Source organism: Streptomyces prunicolor (genome assembly GCF_045162825.1).
Taxonomy (GTDB): Bacteria; Actinomycetota; Actinomycetes; order Streptomycetales; family Streptomycetaceae; genus Streptomyces; species Streptomyces prunicolor.
The window spans coordinates 130,828-150,035 of record NZ_CP108676.1 but is presented as its reverse complement, the minus strand read 5'-3'; the positions used below and the strand labels follow the sequence as shown (position 1 = coordinate 150,035).

25 protein-coding genes are annotated in these 19,208 nt (G+C 70.5%); 10 read left to right on the top strand and 15 right to left on the bottom strand.

From position 1 onward, the window contains the following. Nucleotides 1–10 precede the first annotated feature (10 nt). Complete coding sequence (locus OG588_RS00660; RefSeq protein ID WP_405945534.1) at nt 11–1,210, bottom strand: acyl-CoA dehydrogenase family protein; 1,200 nt, start codon at nt 1,208–1,210, stop codon at nt 11–13. A 299-nt stretch (nt 1,211–1,509) separates the two neighbouring features. Here OG588_RS00660 and OG588_RS00655 point away from each other — a divergent pair, with 299 nt between their 5' ends. After that, the gene (locus tag OG588_RS00655) at nt 1,510–2,793 is read left to right on the top strand and encodes an FAD-dependent monooxygenase (protein WP_405945533.1); all 1,284 of its coding nucleotides are present in this window, start codon (nt 1,510–1,512) and stop codon (nt 2,791–2,793) included. Nucleotides 2,794–2,839: 46 nt separating this feature from the next. Here OG588_RS00655 and OG588_RS00650 read toward each other — a convergent pair whose 3' ends face one another. Beyond that, nucleotides 2,840–4,246 carry a DHA2 family efflux MFS transporter permease subunit gene (locus tag OG588_RS00650; protein ID WP_405945532.1) on the bottom strand — a complete coding sequence of 469 codons (1,407 nt, stop codon included), beginning with the start codon at nt 4,244–4,246 and terminating at the stop codon, nt 2,840–2,842. A gap of 190 nt (nt 4,247–4,436) precedes the next feature. Between OG588_RS00650 and OG588_RS00645 the strand changes: the two genes are divergently transcribed. Next, nucleotides 4,437–4,868: a MarR family winged helix-turn-helix transcriptional regulator gene (locus OG588_RS00645; protein WP_405945531.1), complete on the top strand. Its 432-nt coding sequence runs from the start codon at nt 4,437–4,439 to the stop codon at nt 4,866–4,868. A gap of 21 nt (nt 4,869–4,889) precedes the next feature. On the opposite strand, the gene OG588_RS00640 is transcribed toward OG588_RS00645, so the two are convergent. From OG588_RS00640 to OG588_RS00630, 3 genes are read right to left on the bottom strand one after another with little or no spacing between them, the layout of a single operon-like run. Next, nucleotides 4,890–5,276: a toxin Fic gene (locus OG588_RS00640; RefSeq protein ID WP_019063554.1), complete on the bottom strand. Its 387-nt coding sequence runs from the start codon at nt 5,274–5,276 to the stop codon at nt 4,890–4,892. Then, nucleotides 5,273–5,572: a DUF1778 domain-containing protein gene (locus OG588_RS00635; protein WP_405945530.1), complete on the bottom strand. Its 300-nt coding sequence runs from the start codon at nt 5,570–5,572 to the stop codon at nt 5,273–5,275. Before OG588_RS00635 ends, OG588_RS00640 begins: the two co-directional genes overlap by 4 nt. 45 nt (nt 5,573–5,617) lie before the next feature. Continuing rightward, complete coding sequence (locus tag OG588_RS00630; protein ID WP_405945529.1) at nt 5,618–5,986, bottom strand: NUDIX domain-containing protein; 369 nt, start codon at nt 5,984–5,986, stop codon at nt 5,618–5,620. A gap of 275 nt (nt 5,987–6,261) precedes the next feature. Here OG588_RS00630 and OG588_RS00625 point away from each other — a divergent pair, with 275 nt between their 5' ends. The 4 genes from OG588_RS00625 (at nt 6,262) to OG588_RS00610 (ending at nt 9,163) form a co-directional block, all read left to right on the top strand. Continuing rightward, nucleotides 6,262–6,552, top strand: a complete 291-nt coding sequence (locus OG588_RS00625) for a hypothetical protein (RefSeq protein WP_405945528.1) — start codon at nt 6,262–6,264, stop codon at nt 6,550–6,552. A 39-nt stretch (nt 6,553–6,591) separates the two neighbouring features. Continuing rightward, the gene (locus OG588_RS00620) at nt 6,592–7,428 is read left to right on the top strand and encodes a hypothetical protein (protein WP_405945527.1); all 837 of its coding nucleotides are present in this window, start codon (nt 6,592–6,594) and stop codon (nt 7,426–7,428) included. Nucleotides 7,429–7,505: 77 nt separating this feature from the next. Continuing rightward, nucleotides 7,506–7,943, top strand: coding sequence for a hypothetical protein (locus tag OG588_RS00615; RefSeq protein WP_405945526.1), 438 nt, complete (start codon nt 7,506–7,508; stop codon nt 7,941–7,943). A 95-nt stretch (nt 7,944–8,038) separates the two neighbouring features. Beyond that, nucleotides 8,039–9,163, top strand: a complete 1,125-nt coding sequence (locus tag OG588_RS00610) for a TDT family transporter (protein ID WP_405945525.1) — start codon at nt 8,039–8,041, stop codon at nt 9,161–9,163. A gap of 8 nt (nt 9,164–9,171) precedes the next feature. On the opposite strand, the gene OG588_RS00605 is transcribed toward OG588_RS00610, so the two are convergent. The 6 genes from OG588_RS00605 to OG588_RS00580 all read right to left on the bottom strand — a co-directional run bounded on the left by OG588_RS00605 (nt 9,172) and on the right by OG588_RS00580 (nt 13,706). Continuing rightward, nucleotides 9,172–9,624: a DUF6884 domain-containing protein gene (locus tag OG588_RS00605; RefSeq protein ID WP_405945524.1), complete on the bottom strand. Its 453-nt coding sequence runs from the start codon at nt 9,622–9,624 to the stop codon at nt 9,172–9,174. Then, nucleotides 9,621–10,673, bottom strand: coding sequence for a GlxA family transcriptional regulator (locus OG588_RS00600; RefSeq protein ID WP_405945523.1), 1,053 nt, complete (start codon nt 10,671–10,673; stop codon nt 9,621–9,623). Before OG588_RS00600 ends, OG588_RS00605 begins: the two co-directional genes overlap by 4 nt. A 103-nt stretch (nt 10,674–10,776) precedes the next feature. Next, complete coding sequence (locus OG588_RS00595; RefSeq protein ID WP_405945522.1) at nt 10,777–11,328, bottom strand: YciI family protein; 552 nt, start codon at nt 11,326–11,328, stop codon at nt 10,777–10,779. A 94-nt stretch (nt 11,329–11,422) separates the two neighbouring features. After that, nucleotides 11,423–12,427, bottom strand: coding sequence for an alpha/beta fold hydrolase (locus OG588_RS00590; protein ID WP_405945521.1), 1,005 nt, complete (start codon nt 12,425–12,427; stop codon nt 11,423–11,425). Between the two features lie 69 nt (nt 12,428–12,496). Then, the gene (locus OG588_RS00585; protein ID WP_405945520.1) at nt 12,497–13,138 is read right to left on the bottom strand and encodes a molybdopterin-dependent oxidoreductase; all 642 of its coding nucleotides are present in this window, start codon (nt 13,136–13,138) and stop codon (nt 12,497–12,499) included. Between the two features lie 148 nt (nt 13,139–13,286). Next, nucleotides 13,287–13,706: a molybdopterin-binding protein gene (locus OG588_RS00580; protein ID WP_405945519.1), complete on the bottom strand. Its 420-nt coding sequence runs from the start codon at nt 13,704–13,706 to the stop codon at nt 13,287–13,289. 217 nt (nt 13,707–13,923) lie between these two features. On the opposite strand from OG588_RS00580, the gene OG588_RS00575 reads away from it, so the two are divergent. Continuing rightward, entirely contained in the window at nt 13,924–14,613 is a 690-nt protein-coding gene (locus OG588_RS00575) for a M24 family metallopeptidase (RefSeq protein WP_405945518.1), read from the top strand. Between the two features lie 28 nt (nt 14,614–14,641). Next, nucleotides 14,642–15,490: an MOSC domain-containing protein gene (locus OG588_RS00570; protein ID WP_405945517.1), complete on the top strand. Its 849-nt coding sequence runs from the start codon at nt 14,642–14,644 to the stop codon at nt 15,488–15,490. Nucleotides 15,491–15,584: 94 nt separating this feature from the next. Here the strand turns inward: OG588_RS00570 and OG588_RS00565 are convergent, their stop codons facing one another. From OG588_RS00565 to OG588_RS00550, 4 genes are all read right to left on the bottom strand, one after another. Further along, the gene (locus OG588_RS00565) at nt 15,585–16,130 is read right to left on the bottom strand and encodes a dihydrofolate reductase family protein (RefSeq protein ID WP_405945516.1); all 546 of its coding nucleotides are present in this window, start codon (nt 16,128–16,130) and stop codon (nt 15,585–15,587) included. A gap of 79 nt (nt 16,131–16,209) precedes the next feature. Further along, a complete protein-coding gene (locus OG588_RS00560; RefSeq protein WP_317773442.1) occupies nt 16,210–16,578 on the bottom strand; it encodes a roadblock/LC7 domain-containing protein in 369 nt (122 codons plus the stop codon). Between the two features lie 107 nt (nt 16,579–16,685). Further along, the gene (locus OG588_RS00555; protein WP_405945515.1) at nt 16,686–17,552 is read right to left on the bottom strand and encodes a hypothetical protein; all 867 of its coding nucleotides are present in this window, start codon (nt 17,550–17,552) and stop codon (nt 16,686–16,688) included. Further along, nucleotides 17,549–17,899, bottom strand: a complete 351-nt coding sequence (locus OG588_RS00550; RefSeq protein ID WP_405945514.1) for a hypothetical protein — start codon at nt 17,897–17,899, stop codon at nt 17,549–17,551. The genes OG588_RS00555 and OG588_RS00550 overlap by 4 nt, the downstream gene beginning before the upstream one ends. A 161-nt stretch (nt 17,900–18,060) precedes the next feature. Here OG588_RS00550 and OG588_RS00545 point away from each other — a divergent pair, with 161 nt between their 5' ends. Then, nucleotides 18,061–18,426, top strand: a complete 366-nt coding sequence (locus OG588_RS00545; RefSeq protein ID WP_405945513.1) for a hypothetical protein — start codon at nt 18,061–18,063, stop codon at nt 18,424–18,426. 239 nt (nt 18,427–18,665) lie between these two features. Continuing rightward, entirely contained in the window at nt 18,666–19,172 is a 507-nt protein-coding gene (locus OG588_RS00540) for a MarR family winged helix-turn-helix transcriptional regulator (RefSeq protein WP_405945512.1), read from the top strand. Nucleotides 19,173–19,208: the final 36 nt, after the last annotated feature.

Sequence of the window (19,208 nt, the reverse complement as noted above, 5' to 3'; positions counted from 1 at the left end):
TGTGGGGGGATCAGACGACGTCGGTGTGGGGGAGCGGCCTGCCGAGCAGGACGCGGCCGTAGAGCTCACGGCTGGTCTCCACGCTCAGTGCCGCGTGGCGGGAGGCCGTCCCGATGTCGCGCCACGCGCGTTGCAGCGCCGAGTCGTCGGAGAGGCTGCTCGCGCCGGCCGTGTCCAGCAGCAGGCTGACCGCGTCGCGGGCGCAGCGCATCGCGTGGCTGCCGTCCATCCGCAGGCGCGCCCGGGTCTCCAGGTCGGGGCGCCGTCCCTCGCGTGCGGCCTCGTCGATCTCGTCGGCCGCGCGCCGTACGTGGAGTCTGGCCGTGTCGATCAGCGTGGCGGCCTGGGCGACGTTCAGCTGGTGCGGAGCCGCGTCCGCCGTATGGGTGTGCAGGGGAGAGACGGACCGCTTGCCGCCCGCGAGGTCCCGGACGACCAGTTCCAGGGCGCCGCGGGCGATGCCTACGCCCGTGCCGACCAGCGGCAGGTTGATGGACAGCGGGAAGACGACCCGGGCCTCGCCCGGATGACGCCGGACGCCGATGCCCTCGGCGATCTCCGCGAACGAGACGAACCGCTCGTCCGGGACGAAGAGTTGCTCCGCCGTCGCCGTCCGGCTTCCGGTGCCGCGCATGCCGGCCATGTGCCAGGTGTCCGCCACCGTCAGTTCGGACGCGGGGACGAGAGCGAGCCCGCGCTCCGGTCGGCCGCGGTCCTCCCGGACGATGCCCAACAGCACCCAGGCCGCATGGTCGATGCCGGATATCCACGGCCACCGCCCGCCGAGTTCGAGGCCGCCGGGTACCGCCGTGACCGTGCCGGACGGATTCGCGGCCCCGCAGAGCAGGGCATCCGGGTCCGACGCCCAGATCTCGGTACGGACCGCGTCGGGCAGGTGCGAGGCGAACAGCGCGGCCCCGTACGCGATGCCGACGAGCCAGGAACTCGACGCGCACCCCGCGGCCAGCTCGGCACACACGTCCACGGCGGTGCGCACACCGGCGCCATGACCGCCGTGGCGGCGCGGCGCACCCAGGGTGAACAGCCCGGCCTCGCGCAGCGCCTTGGCGCTCGGTTCGGCCAACGTGCGCTGCTGCTCGGTCTGTTCGACGTGGGCCGCCACGAGCGGCGCCACGGACCGTGCCACACGGATGAGTTGGGCCTCGGCGGCTCTCTGCGGTAAGCGATCCCGGCTGTTCAGGTGAGTCATCGGGGGCTTCCTTCTCTGGCGTCCGATCCACAAAGGACAGTGCTGCTCCGAGCGGGATCAAGCCGCCGCGCAACAACATCATCTTACCTGGAGGTGGTTCCTCCGGATAAGCTGTCGTTGGTATCCGTGCCGGGAGTCGTTCTTGTCGCACCCGCCGAACTGGCAACGTTCCAGGTCGAGTTGGTGCGGCGGATCGTGGTGTGTGGGCCGGGGACGGTGAGTCGGCCGATGCTCCGGACGCGGGGTCGCGAGGCGCGAAACACCGTCGGCCGTCGGACCCTGAACACAAGGGAGAACACGTGAAGATCGTCGTGGTGGGCGGCGGAGTCGCCGGTCTCGTCACCGCCCTGAGCCTGCACGCCGCGGGGATGACGCCGCTCGTCTGCGAGTCCGCTCGCGAACTGCACGCGGTCGGCGTCGGCATCAACCTGCTGCCCCACGCCGTACGTGAACTCACCGAACTCGGCCTCGGTGACGCCCTGGACGCCATCGCGCTGCCGCCGGAACGGCTGGTCTACTGCGACCGTCAGGGACGCGAGATCTGGGAGGAGCCTCTAGGTGTGGCGGCCGGTTACCGGTGGCCCCAATACTCCGTTCACCGGGGCGAGTTGCAGATGCTGCTGCTGGACGCGGTCCGCACTCGCATCGGACCCGACGCCGTGCGCACCGGCATGGCCTTCGAGCGCTTTGAGAACCAAGGGCGTTTTGAGAGCCAGGGGCCTTCTGGGCATCAAGTGCCGGGCGTGACAGCGCACTTCGTGGACCGACGCACCGGTGCGTCCGTCGTGATCGAGGCCGATGTCCTCGTCGGCGCCGACGGCATCGACTCCCGGCTGCGGGCCCAACTCCATCCCGGCGAAGGGCCCCCACGTGGGAACGGCGTGCAGATGTGGCGGGGCCTGAGCCGGCACCCGCACATCCTCGGCGGGCGCGCGATCGTGGTGGCCGGCGGTCGCCCCGGGGACAAGTTCGTCGCCTATCCGGTCGCGGACCCGGCGATCGAGGGCGGCCCCACGTCGATGAACTGGGTGTTGGAGGTGGCCCGTCGGCCGGAACCCGGTGAGGATCCGGACCGCTCCCACCGCCCGATCCCGACGGCCGAGGCGCTGGCCGAGCTGGCCGGATGGGACCTGCCCTGGGTCGATCTGCCCGAACTGATCCGCGGCTCCACCGACATCTACGAGTACCCGATGGTGGACCGGGACCCGCTGCCGCGCTGGAGTTTCGGCCGGGTGACCCTGGTCGGCGACGCCGCCCACCCCATGTACCCGATGGGCATGAACGGCGGCTCCCAGTCGATCGTCGACGCGCGGGTCCTGGCCTGGACGCTTTCGCAGCACGACGATCCGGTACGGGCCCTGGAGTGGTACGAGAACCTGCGCCGCGAACCGCTGAACCAACTGGTGCTGGCCAACCGTGAGTTGGGCCCGGAGAAGATCATCGCCCTGGCCGAGGAGGCCGGCGGCCCGGTGCCCGTGGAGCAGGCGACGGCCGTCTCCCAGGGGTACAAGCGGCTCGCCGGGTGCACGACCGCTGTGCTCAACTCCCGGGATTCCTGGTCGGTTTCGCCGGTCGTGCCCTGAGAGCCGTGGTCGGCGCCATCTCGACCACGGCCCTCCGGAACAGGCTTCAGTGCGCCTCTTCATGCCGGCGCCGCAGTGGAGCGGTGCCGCCCGACGCGGTGGTGCGGCGCGCCGCGGCGCGGGCCGGGCCGTCGGGGATCGTGAAGGCGAAGACGGCGGTCGCCGCCGCGAGGGCGGCCAGGGTCAAGTAGGCGTGCTGGTAGGCGGAGACGGGCGGGTTCGCCGCGGCTGCCGTGGGGGTGCTCAGGACCAGGGCCGTGGTCACCGCCGCCGGTGCGAAGGCGCCGCCGGTCTGCCGTACGACCGTGTTGAGCGTGGAGGCCTGGGCCAGGTCCTTGCGGGAGAGGGTCGCCAGCGAGGCCACCGTGGTCGGCATGAAGACCCCGCCCATGCCGATCCCGAGCAGGAACATGTAGCCGCGGAAGGTCCACAGGCCGGTGTCCTGGTCGCAGGTGGCGAGGAGCAGCAGGACGGCGCTCACCATGGCCAGGCCCGAGCCGATGATGATCCGGGGGCCGACCCTGGAGTAGAGAATCCCGGCGATCTGCACGGTCAGCAGGACGCCGAAAGCCTCGGGGAACGTGCTCGTGCCGGATTCCAGCGCGGAGCGGCCCTGTCCCTGCTGGAGGAAGAGCGGACCGAGATACATCGCGCCGAGGATCGGCACCAGGCCCACCAGATTGATCAGATTGGTGTCCCGGAAGAGCCGGTCCGCGAAGAGCCGCAGCTTCAACAACGGCTCGGCGACCCGCAGTTCGAAGACGACGGCGGCGGCGAGCAGGACCGCGCCCAGGACGAGAGCGGTGACGACGGAGGGGGAGGACCAGCCGCGGTTGGGGCCCTCGCAGACACCGAACATCACGCCGCCCAGCGCCGCCGCGCTGAGCAGCAGCCCGGTGAGGTCGAAGCGGCCGGGCCGGTGGCCGCGGTGTCCGGCGAGGAAGAGAGCCCCGAACACCACGGCGGGCAGGCCCAGCGGCAGGTTCACGTAGAACACCCAACGCCACGACAGGTGGTCCACCAGCAGGCCGCCGAGCATCGGGGCGACAGCCGGGGCGATCTGCTGCGGGACGATCATGTACCGCGAGATCCGCACCTGCTCCCAGGAGTTGAAGGTGCTGTAGAGCAGCGAGGAAGCGGCAGGGAAGAGCAGTCCGGCGGACAGGCCCTGCACCGCCCGGGCGGCGATGAGCTGACCGAGGTCGGCCGCCGCGCCGCACAGCAGCGACGAGATGAGGAAGGCGCCGAGCGCGGTGAGCAGCACGCGCTTGGCGCCGAGCCGTTCGACCAGCCAGGCGGAGGCGGGGATGGCCATGGCCAGACAGACGGGGTAGACGACGACCACCCCGTCCAGGGCGGCGGTCGTCAGCTGGAACTGGCGGGCGATCGAGGGGAGCGCCACGGTCGTGATCGCCCCGTCGACGATCGCGATGAACGTTACGCAGACGCACATGACGGGGACGACGAGACGCTGACTGGGGCGGAGACGGAGGCGTATTCGGGCCTCGGAGGCAACAGGGGGGACGGGAGGGACGGGAGGGCGTCGGAACGGCAGCACATGCTGAGCATACTCACTATGTGATGGCTCATTGCTACCGGCCGGGGCTCGTACAATCGGCCCTCACCACGGAACGGGGAACGCCATGGCAGTGCACGGCAGCAGCGACATCCTGGTCGACGAGCTCTATGAAACGACGCACCAGCTGCGCCAGTTCGTGGAGACCCGGCTGCGCGCGGGCGGGGCCTCGGTCGCGCGGCTGCGTGCCCTGCGGATGCTCGCGCGGACCGAACAGCCTCTGCGTATGCGGGACTTGAGCGAGATGACCGGCGTCGCGGCACGGACCACGACCAGCATCGTCGACAGCCTGGAGCGCGACGGTCTGGTGGAGCGCGTACGCCATCCGCACGACCGCCGCGCGTTCCTGCTGCGCCTCACCGACAAGGGCCGCGCGTGCCACCGCGAGGCGGAAGAGGTCGACGGCCTCGCGCTCGCGGAGGCGACCGCCGAGCTGGACGTGGAGGACCGGGCCCAGCTGCGGAGCCTGCTCGCGCGCATCCGGAAGGCGACGGCCTAGAACCCCGCAGGCCTCACGCGCTCAGGCGGTGGTCCAGTCGCGCAGCTGACGGGCGATCCGGGGGAGACCCAGTTCCCCGGAGGCGGCGTCGCGGACGAGCGCCACGGCGGCCTTGGGCGGGTAGTCGAGGCGGCGCTCGTTGAGGATCAGATAGGCCTCGGTGGCGTGCCAGGCGAAGGCTTCGTTGGAGTGTTCCAGGCACGGCAGCTTCGCCAGGGTCTGGAGGAGCGCGGCGGCCTTGAGATGCAGCGACCCGTAGATGTCGCGCTCCATCGCGCGGGCGTCGACCCGGGCGGCGGCGGCGTAGAGCGGGCCGTAGTCGTCGACCTGGGGATCACGGTCGAGCAGCTCGGCGGCATGCAGCAGGAAGGTGACGTCCAGCGTGTGCGGTGGTTCGGGCTGGGTCACGCGGCGTGCCCCTGCTCCTGGCGCTCGAGTTCACGAAGGGCGTCCGCCTCGGCCGTCCGCTGCTCGGCGCCGGGATCGACGCTGTCGGCCTCGGCTGCGAACGCCGAGCCGCTGCGCGCCATGGATGCCTTGAAGCCCTCAAGGAACCGCTCCTCGACGGCCGTCGCGCGCGCGTACGCGGCCGAGAGGATGTACTCCTGCAGACTGACCCCGGCCTGCTTGGCTGCGGCCTCGATGGCCGCGCGCTGCCGGGGGTCTCGGAAGCGGAGGTTCATGGCTTTCGGCGTGTTCGGCATGACGTCCACGGTACCAGTGGTACCACCCGCGGGAGTCGGTGTTTCCTAAACGGGCGTATGGCCCTCCAGGTAGGTGCGCACCGATGCCGGCAGCCCGGTGGCGATGGCCTCGCCGAACGGTGCCCAGCGGACCTGCCCCGCGGTGAGCTGAGCCTCCCCCGACGGGTCGTCGCTCAACAACTGGCACACCACGGCCGATGTGCCCCCGGACTCGGATTCCAGCAGGCTCGTGCCGTCCACGAGATAACCGGTGAGTTCGTACACCGCGCGCGCGGCGGTGGCCTGCGCCGTCTCGGCCTCCTCGGGAACGCCGGACGGCAGGCTCCAACCGCCTTGCGCCTCCACGAGCAGCAGCCGTCCGTCGTCCACGACGACCGCGTCCACCACGTCCTCGGCGGCCTGCTCCAACGTCATGTCCCAACCGTCCCTTCACCACAAGGAGCGACCGCCCGTCCGGCCACGTCCGAGCCCCTTTCCTACCCCGGACACATCGGTTCACGCGGTGCGCACGCACCAGGTGGGTGCCCCTACAGTTCCGGCCACACTCCAGAGGGCATTCTCAGCCTGGGCATCACGTGGAACAGGGCGCCCCCGCGCGAGCGGGGCAGGCGCGCGGCCCGGCCGCGATCGGCGGCCGGCACGAGGCGCGAGCAGCAGCACCATCCGAATCCGCAAGGGCGGCATGCGCGATGAGCGTGACCGGAATCAGCAACAGCATCTCCAACGGTGTGTTCTTCTCCACCGTCGTCCAAGGCCGCCGCATCAAGATCGAGTTGCCGCCGCAGATATCGCCGGCGCTGCACGGACTCCCGCCCGCTTCCCCCGTGTTCGTCGGCCGCGATCCCCATCTCGGCGTCCTGCTGGGCCGGTTGGACCCGGCCGCCGGAGCATCGGCCGGCAGGGCGGGCGGCCCGGTCGTGATCGTCACCGCGGTCGGCGGCCTGGCCGGAGTCGGCAAGACCGAGCCGGCACTCCAGTAGGCCCGCACCGCCCGGGACAAAGGCTGGTTCCCGGGCGGCGTGCTCTTCGTCGACCTGTTCGGCTACGACGACGCCCGCCGCGTCGAGCCCGCCCAGGCACTGGAGGGATTCCTCAGGGCGCTCGGTGTGCCCGGCGAGCACATCCCGCACGGCGTCCAGGACCGACAGCGGCTCTACACCTCGATCCTCGCCTCGTACGCGCGGCAGGGGCGCCGCATCCTCGTGGTGATCGACAACGCCGCCACCCGCGAACAGGTCAGGGCCCTGCTGCCCGCGGACGGTGCTACGGGCGCCGTCGTGACGTCCCGGCACACCCTCGGTAGTGAACGCCCGTCTGCTGGACCTGGACATTCTTCCCATGAACGATGCGGTCAGGCTCCTCGACAGCATCCTGCGGCTGGCTCGTCCGGACGACACCCGTGTCACGGACTCGCCCGGATGGCGGACGAACTGGCCGATGAGAAGGCCCGGTTGGAGGCGCTGCGGTACGACGACACGCTCGCCCTGCGCACCGCCGCGGTACTGCTCGCCGAGGGCCCGCACCGCCCGCTCGCGACACTGGCCGCCGATCTCGCCGACCCGCGCACCCGCCTCGCCGAACTCGTCTATCCCGACCAGAACTTGCACACCCGCCTCGACACCGCCCACGCCCGCCTGGACCCGGCACAGGTCCGGTTGCTGCGGCTGCTCGCCCTCACCGACGAACCCGAGACGACCACACCGACACTCGCCGCACTCTGCGCGGAACCCGAGGGCGTCGTCCGCGACCGGCTCACGTCGCTGCTGCATCTGATCGAGTCCGGTACGACGCCGGACAGTTGGCGCATGCGCGCACTCGTACGCCTCTACGTACGCGCCATACCCGGCACTTCATGACCGACGGGAACCGGCACACCCCGCCAGGCGTTCCCCTTCACGCAGGAGTGGTGACGCCCCGTCAAGGATGGTGCCAGATGGACCCGGTGTCGGTAGGACTGCTCGCGTCGCTCGCCGGCGGTGCGGGCGGCGAGGTGGGACGACAGGTGTGGGCGGGACTCACGGCGCTCGTACGGCGCCCGTTCCACCGCGGCGACGACAGGGAGGGCGGGCCGGTTCCGGGCGAGGACGAACTGGTGCGCCTGCAGCAGGCTCCCGGTGACGGGACCCGGGCCCACGCGCTGAGCACGGCCCTGGCCGTACGCGCGGCACTGGACCCCGACTTCGCCACCGCCCTGACCGCCTGGCACGAGCAGGCCAGGCTGGTCCGCACGGGCGACGGCACGGTCAACAACACGATCAGCGGCGGCATTTACCACGCCCCGGTTCTCCAGGGCCGCGACTTCTCGAACACCACGTTCACCTCCCCGCCGCTACCGTCACCGCGGCCCGACCAGGCGGACGCGCGGGAGTGACCACGGGGGACGGGATCCCCTCGCTATCTGCCACGACACCCTTGCATCAGGACATAACCGACAGCGCGGCCTGGCCCCGGACCTACGTTGGGGCCATGATCCGCTCCTCCTCCACCCCCTCCCTGGCGCCCACGACCCCCAGCACGCCGCGTCCACCGCTCAGCCCCAGCTGGTTCGCGGCCGTGATGGGCACCGGCATCGTCGCCAACGCGGCGGTCACCCTCCCGCGGAACCTCCCCGGGCTGCGGACCGCCGCCACGGTGGTCTGGGCGGGCGCCGTACTGCTGCTGGTCGTGCTGGCCGTCGGCTGGCTCCGGGACCGGGATCGGGCGGCGCTGCGCTCGCACGCTGCGGATCCCGTCGTGGCCCAGTTCTTCGGCGCACCGCCGATGGCCCTGCTCACGGTCGGTGCCGGGGCGCTGCTGCTCGGGCGCGGGGTGATCGGGTTCGACGCCGCGCTGGACGTGGACCGGGTGCTGTGGTCGCTCGGTACCGTGCTCGGCCTCGCCACCGCCTGCACGGTGCCGTATCTGATGGTCACCCGGCACCGCTTCGCGCCGGACGCGGCGTTCGGCGGCTGGCTGATGCCGGTCGTGCCCCCGATGGTCTCCGCCGCGACCGGCGCCCTGCTGGTCCCCCACACCCCACCCGGCCAACTCCGGCTCACCCTCCTCCTCGGCTGCTACGCGATGCTCGGCCTAGGCCTGGTCGCCGCACTACTCGTGCTGACCATCCTCTACGGCCGCCTCGTGCACCACGACGCGCCCACCGGCGCCATGGTGCCCACGGTGTGGATCGGCCTCGGGGCCCTCGGCCAGGCGGTGACGGCGCTCGGCGCGCTGGCCACCGCCGCACCGAGCACCCTGCCCGCGCTCTACGCCCGGGGCGCCGAGGTCCTCGCGCTGCTGGGCGGCATCGTGGTGTGGGGTTTCGCCCTGCTGTGGCTGGCGCTCGCCGCCGCCCTGACCGTACGGACGCTCCGCGCCGGGCTGCCGTTCGCGCCCACCTGGTGGTCGTTCATCTTCCCGTTCGGCGCGCTCGTGACCGCCACCAGCACCCTCGCGGCGCGCACGGACGCGGTGCTGTTCGTCTGGCCCGCGGTCGTGTTCTACGCGCTGCTCGTCCTGGCCTGGATCGTCGTGGGCGGTCGCACCCTGCGCCACATCGTCACGCGGACGGTCGCATCTGGAGCACCACGAGAACTGATCAACTCACCCTGACAATCAGGCTAGTTGACGTGACCTTCACGCAGCGCCGCGAGGCGGGCCATCTGCTCGCCCATGCCACGGGTCCCCGCCAGCGGGGTGAGGGCGTGCGGCCAGACGGAGCGGACCAGGTTGACGTGTCGTGCGCCGCCGAGGGCGACGACGGGGTCGAGGCGCACGATGCCACGCAACGTCGCCTGTTCCAGGATGAGTTGGGACGCGACGGCGTCCGTCGCACCGTGCCGGGTGTCGTACGGCTCGACGACGTCGTCGAGGTCGAGCAGGCCGTACCGCGCGGAGAGGATCAGCAGCCGGTCGGGCCGCAGCGCGTCGGCAGCCTTGCGGCAGGCGCGGTGGTACGAGCCGATGTACAGGTCGGCGGCCCGCGCGGGATGGTCCAGTTTGCGGCTGCCGCACGGGATGACGATGAGCTCCGGCTTGGAGAGGTCGAGGTCGAGTCGGTCGTTCGGGGTCATGCCTGCCTGTCCTGTTCTGTGTTCGCCATAGCGGTGTCCGTGTCCACGCGTGTACCTGTGACTGTCCCCGTGCCGGTCGTCCGGAAGCTCCTCCGGAACGCGCCCGGCGTCACCCCCAAGTGCCGTACGAACGCCCTGCGGAGCGACTCGGCCGAGCCGAACCCGGTGCGGCGCGCCACCACCGGCAGGGAGTCGTCACCGGTCTCCAGCAGGACCTGGGCCGCCTCCAGCCGGACCCGCTCCACATACCGGGCCGGGGTGGTGCCCACCTCTTCGTCGAAGAGCCGGCTCATGTGGCGGACGCTGACCCCCGCCCGGCGGGACATGGCGGCCAGCGTGTGCGGGGCGCCGGGGTTCGCGACGACCGCGTCCAGTACCGGGCGCAGCGCCTCCTGACGGGAGTACGGGACCTGGGAGCGGACGCTGAACTGGGACTGTCCTCCCGGTCGTTGCATGAAGACGACCATGTCCTTGGCGACCGACCGGGCGACCTCCGCACCGAAGTGCTCCTCGACGAGCGCCAAGGAGAGATCGATACCGGCCGAGACACCCGCCGAGGTCATCATCGGCCCGTCCTGCACGAAGATGGCGTCCGGCTGGACCCGTACGGACGGGAAACGCACGGCCAGTTGCCGGGACTGCCGCCAGTGCGTCACGGCTCGACGCCCTCGCAGCAGTCCCGCCGCGGCCAGCAGGAACGCGCCGGTGCACACCGACGCCGTACAACGGGCCATGCCGTGCAGTCGTCGTACGGCATCGAGGAGCGTGTCGTCCTTGATGGCCGTCTCCCATTCCGGGCCGCCCGGGACCACGAGGACGTCGTAGGGCTCGCGCACGTCGTCGACCGGGAGGTCCGCGCCGATACGGGTTCCGGCGGAGGTGATCACCGCGGCGCCGTCCTCGGACACGACCCGCACCCGATAGCGTCCGCCGAACTCGTTGGCCGACGCGAACACCTCGATCGGGCCGGTCACATCGAGCAGTCGGACGCCCGGGAAGACGAGGACGGTGACGGTGAGGGGGCCCGTTCGGGGATGGTTGTGGTTCATCGAACAGCCAGCATGCGCCGGTGACCGGCCCTGCTGCCACGACCGGTTTCCTCGCTGCTGGGAGGCCGCACCTCCCAGCAGGCTGTTTTGTCGGACTCTCCGGTCAGGACGGCCGACCGCCGAACTGCCAGTTGTGCACCTCGATGTCGGCGTACCGGTCCCGGGTCAGCACCGCGCGTGCCGTCTGCGGGTCCGGTGCCCGGAGCAAGGCGGCCGTGCCGAGCCAGGTGGTGCCGTCGTCGGACAACAGCGGTCCGTACGCGATCAGTTCGTCCGATCCGGGCGGCAGCGCCAGGTCCACGGCCTGTCCGGTGCCGAGGCCGAGCACCAGGTACCGGTTGCCGCCGGTCCGGCCGCCGGGGAAGTCCCACATGGTGCGGCCCAGCAGGTTGCGCCAGCGGCGCAGCAGTACGTCCCGGTACACGCCCGCCTGGTAGTTCGGCTCGTCGAAGGCGAACGCGCGGGCGGCGGCCGGATCGGGCAGATCGAGGATGTGCACGCTTCCGGTGGGGGTGTCGCCGTCGTCGGAGAGGGTCGGGCCCCGGGCGATCAGCTCCTTCGCGTACCGGTCCATGTAGGACCAGTGGTCCTCCACGAGTTCGGTGCGCAGTGCGAGGGAGCCGGGCCGGTCGCGGTGGTGGCAGAGGAACTCCATGGCCAGAGGATCTCTCGCCGGCCGGCACCGGGGCGAACGGTTTCCCCGGCCGCCCCTCCGAAGAAAGTGCCCGCGAGAGCTGTGCCCGAGGTGATCACGAAGGGCCTGAGGCCGTTCCCGGCCCGGCGTCGGCGGCGCGCTCGCAGCTCGTGAGGAACTCGATGAGGGCCGCGTTCACCTCGGCGGGGCGTTCCTGCTGGGTCCAGTGTCCGCAGTCGGTCAGTTCGATGGGCGGGCGGGTCAGGCCGGGCATGAGGGTCGGGAGTCGGTCGATGACGTCGCGCGATCCGGGGAAGGCGGGCACGAGGTCGCGGTCGCCGAAGATGTACAGGGCGGGCCGGGTGACGACGGCTTTGTCCCACGGCGCGGTCAGGTCCCAGTTGCGGTCGAGGTTGCGGTACCAGTTCAGGGCGCCGGTGAAGCCCTGGGCGAAACTCTCGGTGAGCATGTCGAGATCGTCCTCGGTGAGCCACTCCGGCAGCACCTCGGGGTCCTTCATGGCCGCGATCCAGCCCTTCTCGGGGTTGACCAGCGGCTGCATGATCTCGCCGGAGGGAGAGGCGGCAGCGGACGCGGAGTAGAGGAACTTGCGGAGTGTGGTGCGGGTGTCCCGCGCGAACTCGGCGTCGGCGACGCCCGGTTGGTCGAAGTAGTTCCAGTAGAAGCGGCCGCCGAAGATCGCCTGCATCGTCTCCATCGGCCGCCGCTTCCCCCGGAATGGCGGCGGCACACTCAGACCGGCCACCCCGAGCACCACGTCCGGCCGAAGCAGCGCGGTGTGCCAGGCGACCGGCGCGCCCCAGTCGTGCCCGACGACGTACGCCTTCTCCTCGCCCAACTCCCGGATCAGACCGACGACATCGCCGACCAGGTGGAAGATGGTGTACGCGTCGACGTCGTCCGGATGATCGCTGCTGCCGTATCCCCGCTGGTCGGGGGCGACCACCCGGAAACCCGCGTCGGCCAGCGCGCCGATCTGCCGGTGCCAGGAGTGCCACGACTCCGGGAAGCCGTGCAGGAGCACCACCAAGGGGCCCTCGCCCTGCTCGGCGATGTGCAGCCGGATGCCGTTCACGTCCACGAATCGATGCGTAACCATGCGATCGAGGCTACGTGCCGTGATCGTCGGGCCGTGTCGCGGGTTTCGGGTCAGCGACCGGGAGGCTGTTCAACTACCGGGAGAGTGTGACCCGTCGTCCTGCTCCTGGTAGGAGTAGCGCTGCTCTTTCCACGGGTCCGCGATGTTGTGGTAGCCGCGCTCCTCCCAGAAGCCGCGCCGGTCCTCGGTGAGGTATTCGATGGCGCGCAGCCACTTGGGGCTCTTGTAGCCGTACAGATGAGGCACGACCAGGCGCAGCGGGAAGCCGTGTTCGGCGGTGAGGGGCTCACCGTTGTGGTGGGTGGCCAGCAGGGTCTGCGGGGCCGTGAAGTCGGCCAGGCGGAGGTTGGTGGAGTAGCCGTACTCCGCCCAGGCCATGACATGCGTGACCTCGGGCGCTGGCGGGACCAGGTCCAGGACGGCGGTCGCGGGGATGCCGTACCACTCGTGGTCGGTGGAGGTCGGGCCGGACGCGCAGTGCAGGTCGGCGACGACCGTGACATGCGACAGGGGCGCGAGTTCGTCGAACGCCCAGGTGCGCTCGGCGCCGTCGGCGGTGGCGCCGTGGACGCGCAGGTTCCACCGCTCGGGACGGAACCGGGGGACGGGCCCGTAGTGCGACACCGGCCAGCCGTGCACATGACGCTGGCCTGGTGGCAGGGGACGGGACGCGTCGGCGGCCCCGACTGTGCCTTGTCGGTCGCTTGCCACGGGTGACGTCCCTTCTCCGCTGGTCTCCGGGGTACGGCTGCCTTCCCCGAGCAGCGTAGGCGCTCACCCGGGACGGGCCCGAAACCGGGTCCCGGTGCGGGTCCGCGCGTCGCCCCGCACCGGAATCCCGGCCACCACGCCTCGCCCCTCAGACGGTCGCCAGGGACACCTCGGTCGACTTGATCAGGGCGACGACCGGCGAACCCGTGCGCAGCCCGAGGTCGCCGACCGCGTCTTTCGTGATCGCCGCGGTCAGCTCACCGCCGTCGACCGTGACCTTCACGACGGCCATCGCGCCGCCGGTGGCGACATCGCTGACCGTGCCGGGCAGCTGGTTGCGGATGGACACCCCCGCCACCCGGCTCGTGGCGAGCGCGACCTCGGTGGACTTCATCATCGCGCGCACGGCCGTACCCTCGGCGAGCCCCAGGTCCTTCACGGCCTCCAACGTGATCGCCGCGATGAGGTCCTGGCCGCCGTCGAGGCGCACCTTCACGGTCGCCATCACCGCGCCGGGCGTGACGGCGGTGACGGTGCCGGGAATCTGGTTGCGGATGCTCAAGCTCATGACGGAACGCCTCACAGAGAAAAGGGATGTATTGCCGGATTTCTTACGTCCTGTGCGTCCACAAGCTAGCCGCTCCGGCCACGCCCGTCACCGACCCCGTCGCATCCGCCACCTGGGAGTTCTCCTCCTCCTGGCAAATCCGAGGGTGCCGGTGGAGTGAGCCGGCCCATAGCGAATCACGTTGCCGACAACGATCTAGCGGGCCTAGGTTCGCCCCATGGCTGATGACGAACCCACACGGACCGCCCGCCTGCTCGATGCTCAGGCCAAGGCCACGCTGCTCTTCACGGAGATCGAGGAGCGCGGGCTCGTGGCGCCCGGCGAGGGGGAGCGGGCCGTCAGCGACCGGGTTCGCGACCTCGCGAACGAGATGTTCGGCACGACCCGGCACTGGCACAAGCGGATCGTGCGCTCGGGACCGAACACGCTCGCGCCGTACAAGGAGAACCCGCCGGACCGGGTGATCGGCGCGGACGACATCGTGTTCGCCGACTTCGGGCCGATCTTCGAGGAGTACGAGGCCGACTTCGGCCGGACCTTCGTCCTCGGCGACGACCCGGTCAAGCACCGGCTGCGCGACGACCTGCCCAAGGTGTTCGCGGCCGGCCGGCGCTTCTTCGAGAACACCCCGGACGTCACCGGCGCGCGCCTTTACACCGAGGTCTCCCGCCTTGCCGACAAGGCGGGTTGGGAGCTGGGCGGCTGGCACGCCGGGCACCTGGTCGGCGAGTTCCCGCACGAGACGATCGAGGGCGCGCACGTCGAGTCGTACGTCACCCCCGAGAACGACACCCCCATGCGCCGTACCGACAAGGCCGGCCGTGCCTGTCACTGGATCCTGGAGATCCATCTCATCGACCGCGAACGGGGATTCGGCGGTTTCTACGAGGAACTCCTCACCCTCTGACGGTAGTTGGATCGGCAATAGTTGATCCATGGGGACTGTGACGGCGCTGTACCGGTATCCGGTGAAGTCGATGTTGGGTGAGGCCGTGATCGCTGCCGCGGTCACGGAGAACGGGCTGTCCGGGGACCGGGTCTACGCCGTCCTCGACGGGACGGGCGCGGTGGGCAGCGCCAAACACCCCCGGAAGTGGGGCGAGTTGCTGCGCTGCCGGAGCCGCCTCGACGACTCCGGTGTGGTCCGGGTCGTCCTGCCGGACGGCACCGCCCTGCCGGTCGAAGACCCCGACCTGGACACGGAGTTGTCCAAGCTGCTGGGCCGCCAGGTGTCCGTCTCCGGCGTCGTACCGGAGCACAGCCGGCTGGAGCGTGCCGTGCCCGAGTACGAGGGCGGGGTCCCGGACGTAGTACGGGAGTCGGCGACCGTCGACGACGCGACGGGGGAGAGCATCACGACGGGCGGAGTCGCGTCGGGCACGTTCTTCGACTTCGGCCGGGTCCATCTCGTCACCACGGCCGCCCTCGACCGGATGCGCAGCGTGTATCCCACCGGCGACTTCGACGCGCGCCGCTTCCGGCCGAACCTGGTCGTCAACACCCTTGGCGGACCCGGCTTTCCGGAGGACGACTGGGTGGGCTCGCGCCTGCGGGTGGGCGAGGCGCTGTTCCGCGTACTGGTCCCCACACCGCGCTGTGCGATCCCCACCCTCGGCCACGACGAACTCCCGCCGGACCCGGGCCTCATGCGCGCGGTCGCCCGGGAACACCGCATCCCGGTGTTCGACCTCGGCCGGCTCTCGTGCCTCGGTGTGTACCTGGACGTGCTGGAGGCCGGGACGGTCAGGGTGGGTGACCCGATCGCGTTGGAGGAGGCCGCGTGACCACCCTCGCGACGGGTCAGTCCTCGGTCCTGCCGAAGCGGTACTTCAGGTGCGTGGCAAGGGGAGTCTCGACCACCCTGACCGGCTCGACGCGCTACGGTCCCGCGCCCGGGCCCTCGAAGAGCCGTAGTCCCGCGCCGAGGAGAGCGGGCACCACGTGCAGTTGGAGTTCGTCGATGAGACCCTCGGCGAGGTACTGCCGCACCGTGCTCGCCCCGCCCGCGATGTCGACGTTGCGGCCACCGGCGGCGGCCTCTGCCCGGTCGAGCGCGCTGTGGATGCCCTCGGTGACGAACGTGAAGGTGGTGCCGTCCTCCTTGACGAGGGTCGGCCGGGGGCGGTGGGTGAGGACGAAGACCGGGGTCCGGAAGGGCGGGTTGTCGCCCCAGAACTCCTCCCCGGTGTCGTACATCATCCGCCCCATCACCACCGCTCCGGTCGCGTCGAACCACTCGCGCATCAACGCGGAGTCGCGGTTCTCCTCCCCGCCGGTCATGCCCTGGCGCTCCCGCCAGCTCGCCAGACTGTGGATCCACTCGAAGAGCGGCTCGGCGCCGTCGCCGCCCGGGTTGTCGACGGTCACGCCGGTGCCGGCGATGTAGCCGTCGACGGAGATGGCAAGGTCCGCGGTCACGGTCACGATGGTGCTCCTGAGTCGTGGAGGTGCTGCTGCTTCCACTCTCACGTCGATCGGGGACCGGCGCATTCGACGCGCCCGGCTACACGTCCTCGTCGAGATGCCGGCGGAGTTTCGCCGTGACGGCCGGGATCTCGCGCCGGAACGCCGCCTGGTCGAGGCCGTCGTCCGCGACCACGGCGAGCAGTGCCCGCTCTCCGACGGCCGTCACGATGACATGGCCGGTGCTGCAACGCGCGCTGATCTCGCGGAGGTGGCCGGTGCCGCCCTGATCGGCGAGCCGGTGGCCCAGAGAGAGGGTCGCCGCGGCCACCGCGGCCATGGACTCGGGGTGGGTCTTGGTCGTGTCGCTCGCCACGACGAGCCCGTCGCTGGTGGCCAGCGTGGTCTCGGTGACTCCCATCACGTTGTCCCGCAGGGCGATGAGGAGGTCGGTCACGGGATCGCTCATGGCGTCTTCTTCCTGTTTGCGTGCAGGCGGTGGGACAACGAGGCAGGAAACGAGGCAGGAGGGGAGCGCGGTGGGGACGCGGCCGGGAGAAAGGCGGTTCTGGCGGTTCAGTCGTGGGGCCGGGGAGTCGGCGCGGAGTTCCGGCCGGGGAGGCGACGGGGGAGCGACAGCGATACGGAATCGAGCGCGGAGGGCGCCACCCGCGCCGGCGCAGGTGATCCCGGGCCGGGCGCGATCCGCGCCGCCGTGCTCGGCCGCCGGTCCGTCGCGGGTGCGTGCGGTCGGACGAGACCGCGGTCCAGCAGATGTCGTAGGTCGAGCATGACGGCGAAGAGACCACGGCCGAGGGCGAAGGCGATGTCCCTCGCCGTTCTGCGGCCGTCCGTGGCGGCCAGGACGCCCTGGTGCCGGGCCGGAAGCCTGTCGACGGTTGCGGGGAGGTCCGCGGTGGACGCCTGTCGCATCCGGGTGCGGGCGAGGGCGGCGACCGAACCGGGCTCACCGGCAAGCAGGTTGATCCGCCGGGACACCTCGCCGAGGAGTCGCTCGGGGGTGACGCCGGCATTGCGGTACAGGGTGGGTACGGGGTCGGTCACCTCCCAGCTGTCGGGTACGGCGAGGGAGAGCGCGAAGGCGGCGTCGAAGAGCGCGCTCAGACTGAAGACCTCCAGCTCGCCGGCGCCGACGAGCCCGCGGTCCACCAGCTCGGCGGCGAGGTGTTCATGGCTGGTGTCGGAGGCGCGGACCGCCGACCACTCCGGCTCACCGATCCGGCCCGACCTGAGCAACAAGCCCTCGACGCCCGGCGCGCCAGGGGTCTCCATGGCCACCACGAGCCCGTCGCGCACATGGATCGAGCCGCCCGGGGTGCCGGTCACGAGCACGGTGCAGGACCGCCGTTGCGTCCTCAGGGCCGCCAACAGGGCGGGAATGTTGCGGGAGTCGGCGAGCGGTACCTCGCTCCCCACCGTCATGCCAGCAACTCGTCGGCGTACCGGCCCAGTTCGCGCAGCGCCCAGGTGAGGTTGGTGCGGTCGCGGTCGACGGTCGCGCACAGCAGCAAGGGGTCGCCCTGCCGCGGGAGTTGGATCGTCACGAGATGCCGGGTGGAGGTGGTCACGATGACGCTCTCCAACTCCCCCTCCGCGCCTGCCCGAACAAGGCGGGTACGGGCGATCTCCGCTATTTCGCAGGAGTCCTGACTGGCACTCACATCACCCGACTCCGCATAGGAGAGGCCGGTGACGGCATCGAGTACCGCGGCTCCGCTGATGCCGGGTGAGTTCAGGGCACGGCTGAGTACGGCGTCGAGCGATGACAAAGGTCCCCCCTTCAGTCACTCCGGCGAGCAGACTACTTTGTTTGCCAACTATCGCAACTCTGACCAAAGATGGTGTTGTCTTATACCCGCACGGTTCGCATTGGGACCGTTTTCGTGGCGAGATGCTGAATCTTGCCGGGGTGAGGGGAACGAGGCACCACGTGAACATTGAGGCGACACTCAAGGAAGCGATGACTATCGACGGGGCCCTGGGGGTGTCCCTGGTCGACTACGAGAGCGGCATGACGCTGGGGGCGTTGGGCGGCGGTCCGCATCTGGACCTGGAGGTCGCGGGGGCGGGCAACACCGAGGTCGTGCGGGCGAAGCAGCGCACACTGAAGTCCATCAACGTGAACGACCGCATTGAGGACATCCTGATCACTCTCGGTCAGCAGTACCACCTGATCAGGCCGCTGGCGAGCACGCGTGGTTCGCTCTTCCTGTATCTGGCGCTGGATCGGGAGCGCAGCAATCTGGCGCTGGCGAGGCACAACCTCAAGCGCCTTGAGTCCACCCTGGAGGTATAAACACCTTGAGGCATATGACAATTGAGTAGTCGCGAAGCCGGTCGGCGACGGTACGGAAATCAGTTTCCGCAGCCGGCCGGTTCTCGGGGATGTCGGAAGCTGTGGCATTCCTGAGCGTCCCGCAGCGGTTCCAGCGGCATTAATTGTCTGGTTCGCAATTGTCTAGTCCACTAGGTGATTTCTTTCTTGGTTCGAAGGTTTGGTTTGAAGGTTCAAACGGCTGAGGTTAAAGTGTCGCCATGACCACGACGCCACGCTGGCTGGATGCCGAGGAGCGGCGAGCCTGGCTCGCCTATGTCGAGTTCTCCACCCTCCTCTCCGACCATCTGAGCCGCCAGCTGCGGCGCGACGCGGGGATGACACACTCCGACTACATCCTGCTCGCCCACCTCTCCTCGGTTCCGCAGGCCACCCTGACCATGTCGGAGCTGGCCGAGCGCCTCAAGATCACCCGCAGCCGGCTGACCCACGCCGCGACCCGCCTCCAGGAAGCCGGCTACCTCGACCGCTACGAGGACCCCGAGAACCGGCGCAGCCAGCGCGTCGCGCTCACCGCGCAGGGCCGCGAGTTCCTGGAGCGCGCGGCCCCCGGCCACGTCGAGGCCGTACGCCGCGCGGTCTTCGACGCGCTGACACGCGAGCAGGTACGCCAGTTCGCGGAGATCGGCGAGGCGATCAACGCGGCGCTCCATCGCGAGGAGGACGCGCAGGGCGATCAGGAGGCGTTGCCCTGGCGCCGCCGGTAGACGCCGACGCCAGGACTGGGGCAGCCGTGAACCCGG

Coding starts and splice junctions, on each gene's coding strand:
- OG588_RS00605 (WP_405945524.1), bottom strand. CDS start 9,624: ATGACCCCGAACGACCGACTCGACCTCGACCTCTCCAAGCCGGAGCTC.
- OG588_RS00590 (WP_405945521.1), bottom strand. CDS start 12,427: ATGGTTACGCATCGATTCGTGGACGTGAACGGCATCCGGCTGCACATC.
- OG588_RS00635 (WP_405945530.1), bottom strand. CDS start 5,572: ATGCCGAACACGCCGAAAGCCATGAACCTCCGCTTCCGAGACCCCCGG.
- OG588_RS00650 (WP_405945532.1), bottom strand. CDS start 4,246: ATGTGCGTCTGCGTAACGTTCATCGCGATCGTCGACGGGGCGATCACG.
- OG588_RS00540 (WP_405945512.1), top strand. CDS start 18,666: ATGACCACGACGCCACGCTGGCTGGATGCCGAGGAGCGGCGAGCCTGG.
- OG588_RS00630 (WP_405945529.1), bottom strand. CDS start 5,986: ATGACGTTGGAGCAGGCCGCCGAGGACGTGGTGGACGCGGTCGTCGTG.
- OG588_RS00560 (WP_317773442.1), bottom strand. CDS start 16,578: ATGAGCGATCCCGTGACCGACCTCCTCATCGCCCTGCGGGACAACGTG.
- OG588_RS00600 (WP_405945523.1), bottom strand. CDS start 10,673: ATGAACCACAACCATCCCCGAACGGGCCCCCTCACCGTCACCGTCCTC.
- OG588_RS00625 (WP_405945528.1), top strand. CDS start 6,262: ATGAGCGTGACCGGAATCAGCAACAGCATCTCCAACGGTGTGTTCTTC.
- OG588_RS00555 (WP_405945515.1), bottom strand. CDS start 17,552: ATGACGGTGGGGAGCGAGGTACCGCTCGCCGACTCCCGCAACATTCCC.
- OG588_RS00610 (WP_405945525.1), top strand. CDS start 8,039: ATGATCCGCTCCTCCTCCACCCCCTCCCTGGCGCCCACGACCCCCAGC.
- OG588_RS00615 (WP_405945526.1), top strand. CDS start 7,506: ATGGACCCGGTGTCGGTAGGACTGCTCGCGTCGCTCGCCGGCGGTGCG.
- OG588_RS00580 (WP_405945519.1), bottom strand. CDS start 13,706: ATGAGCTTGAGCATCCGCAACCAGATTCCCGGCACCGTCACCGCCGTC.
- OG588_RS00575 (WP_405945518.1), top strand. CDS start 13,924: ATGGCTGATGACGAACCCACACGGACCGCCCGCCTGCTCGATGCTCAG.
- OG588_RS00570 (WP_405945517.1), top strand. CDS start 14,642: ATGGGGACTGTGACGGCGCTGTACCGGTATCCGGTGAAGTCGATGTTG.
- OG588_RS00660 (WP_405945534.1), bottom strand. CDS start 1,210: ATGACTCACCTGAACAGCCGGGATCGCTTACCGCAGAGAGCCGCCGAG.
- OG588_RS00595 (WP_405945522.1), bottom strand. CDS start 11,328: ATGGAGTTCCTCTGCCACCACCGCGACCGGCCCGGCTCCCTCGCACTG.
- OG588_RS00645 (WP_405945531.1), top strand. CDS start 4,437: ATGGCAGTGCACGGCAGCAGCGACATCCTGGTCGACGAGCTCTATGAA.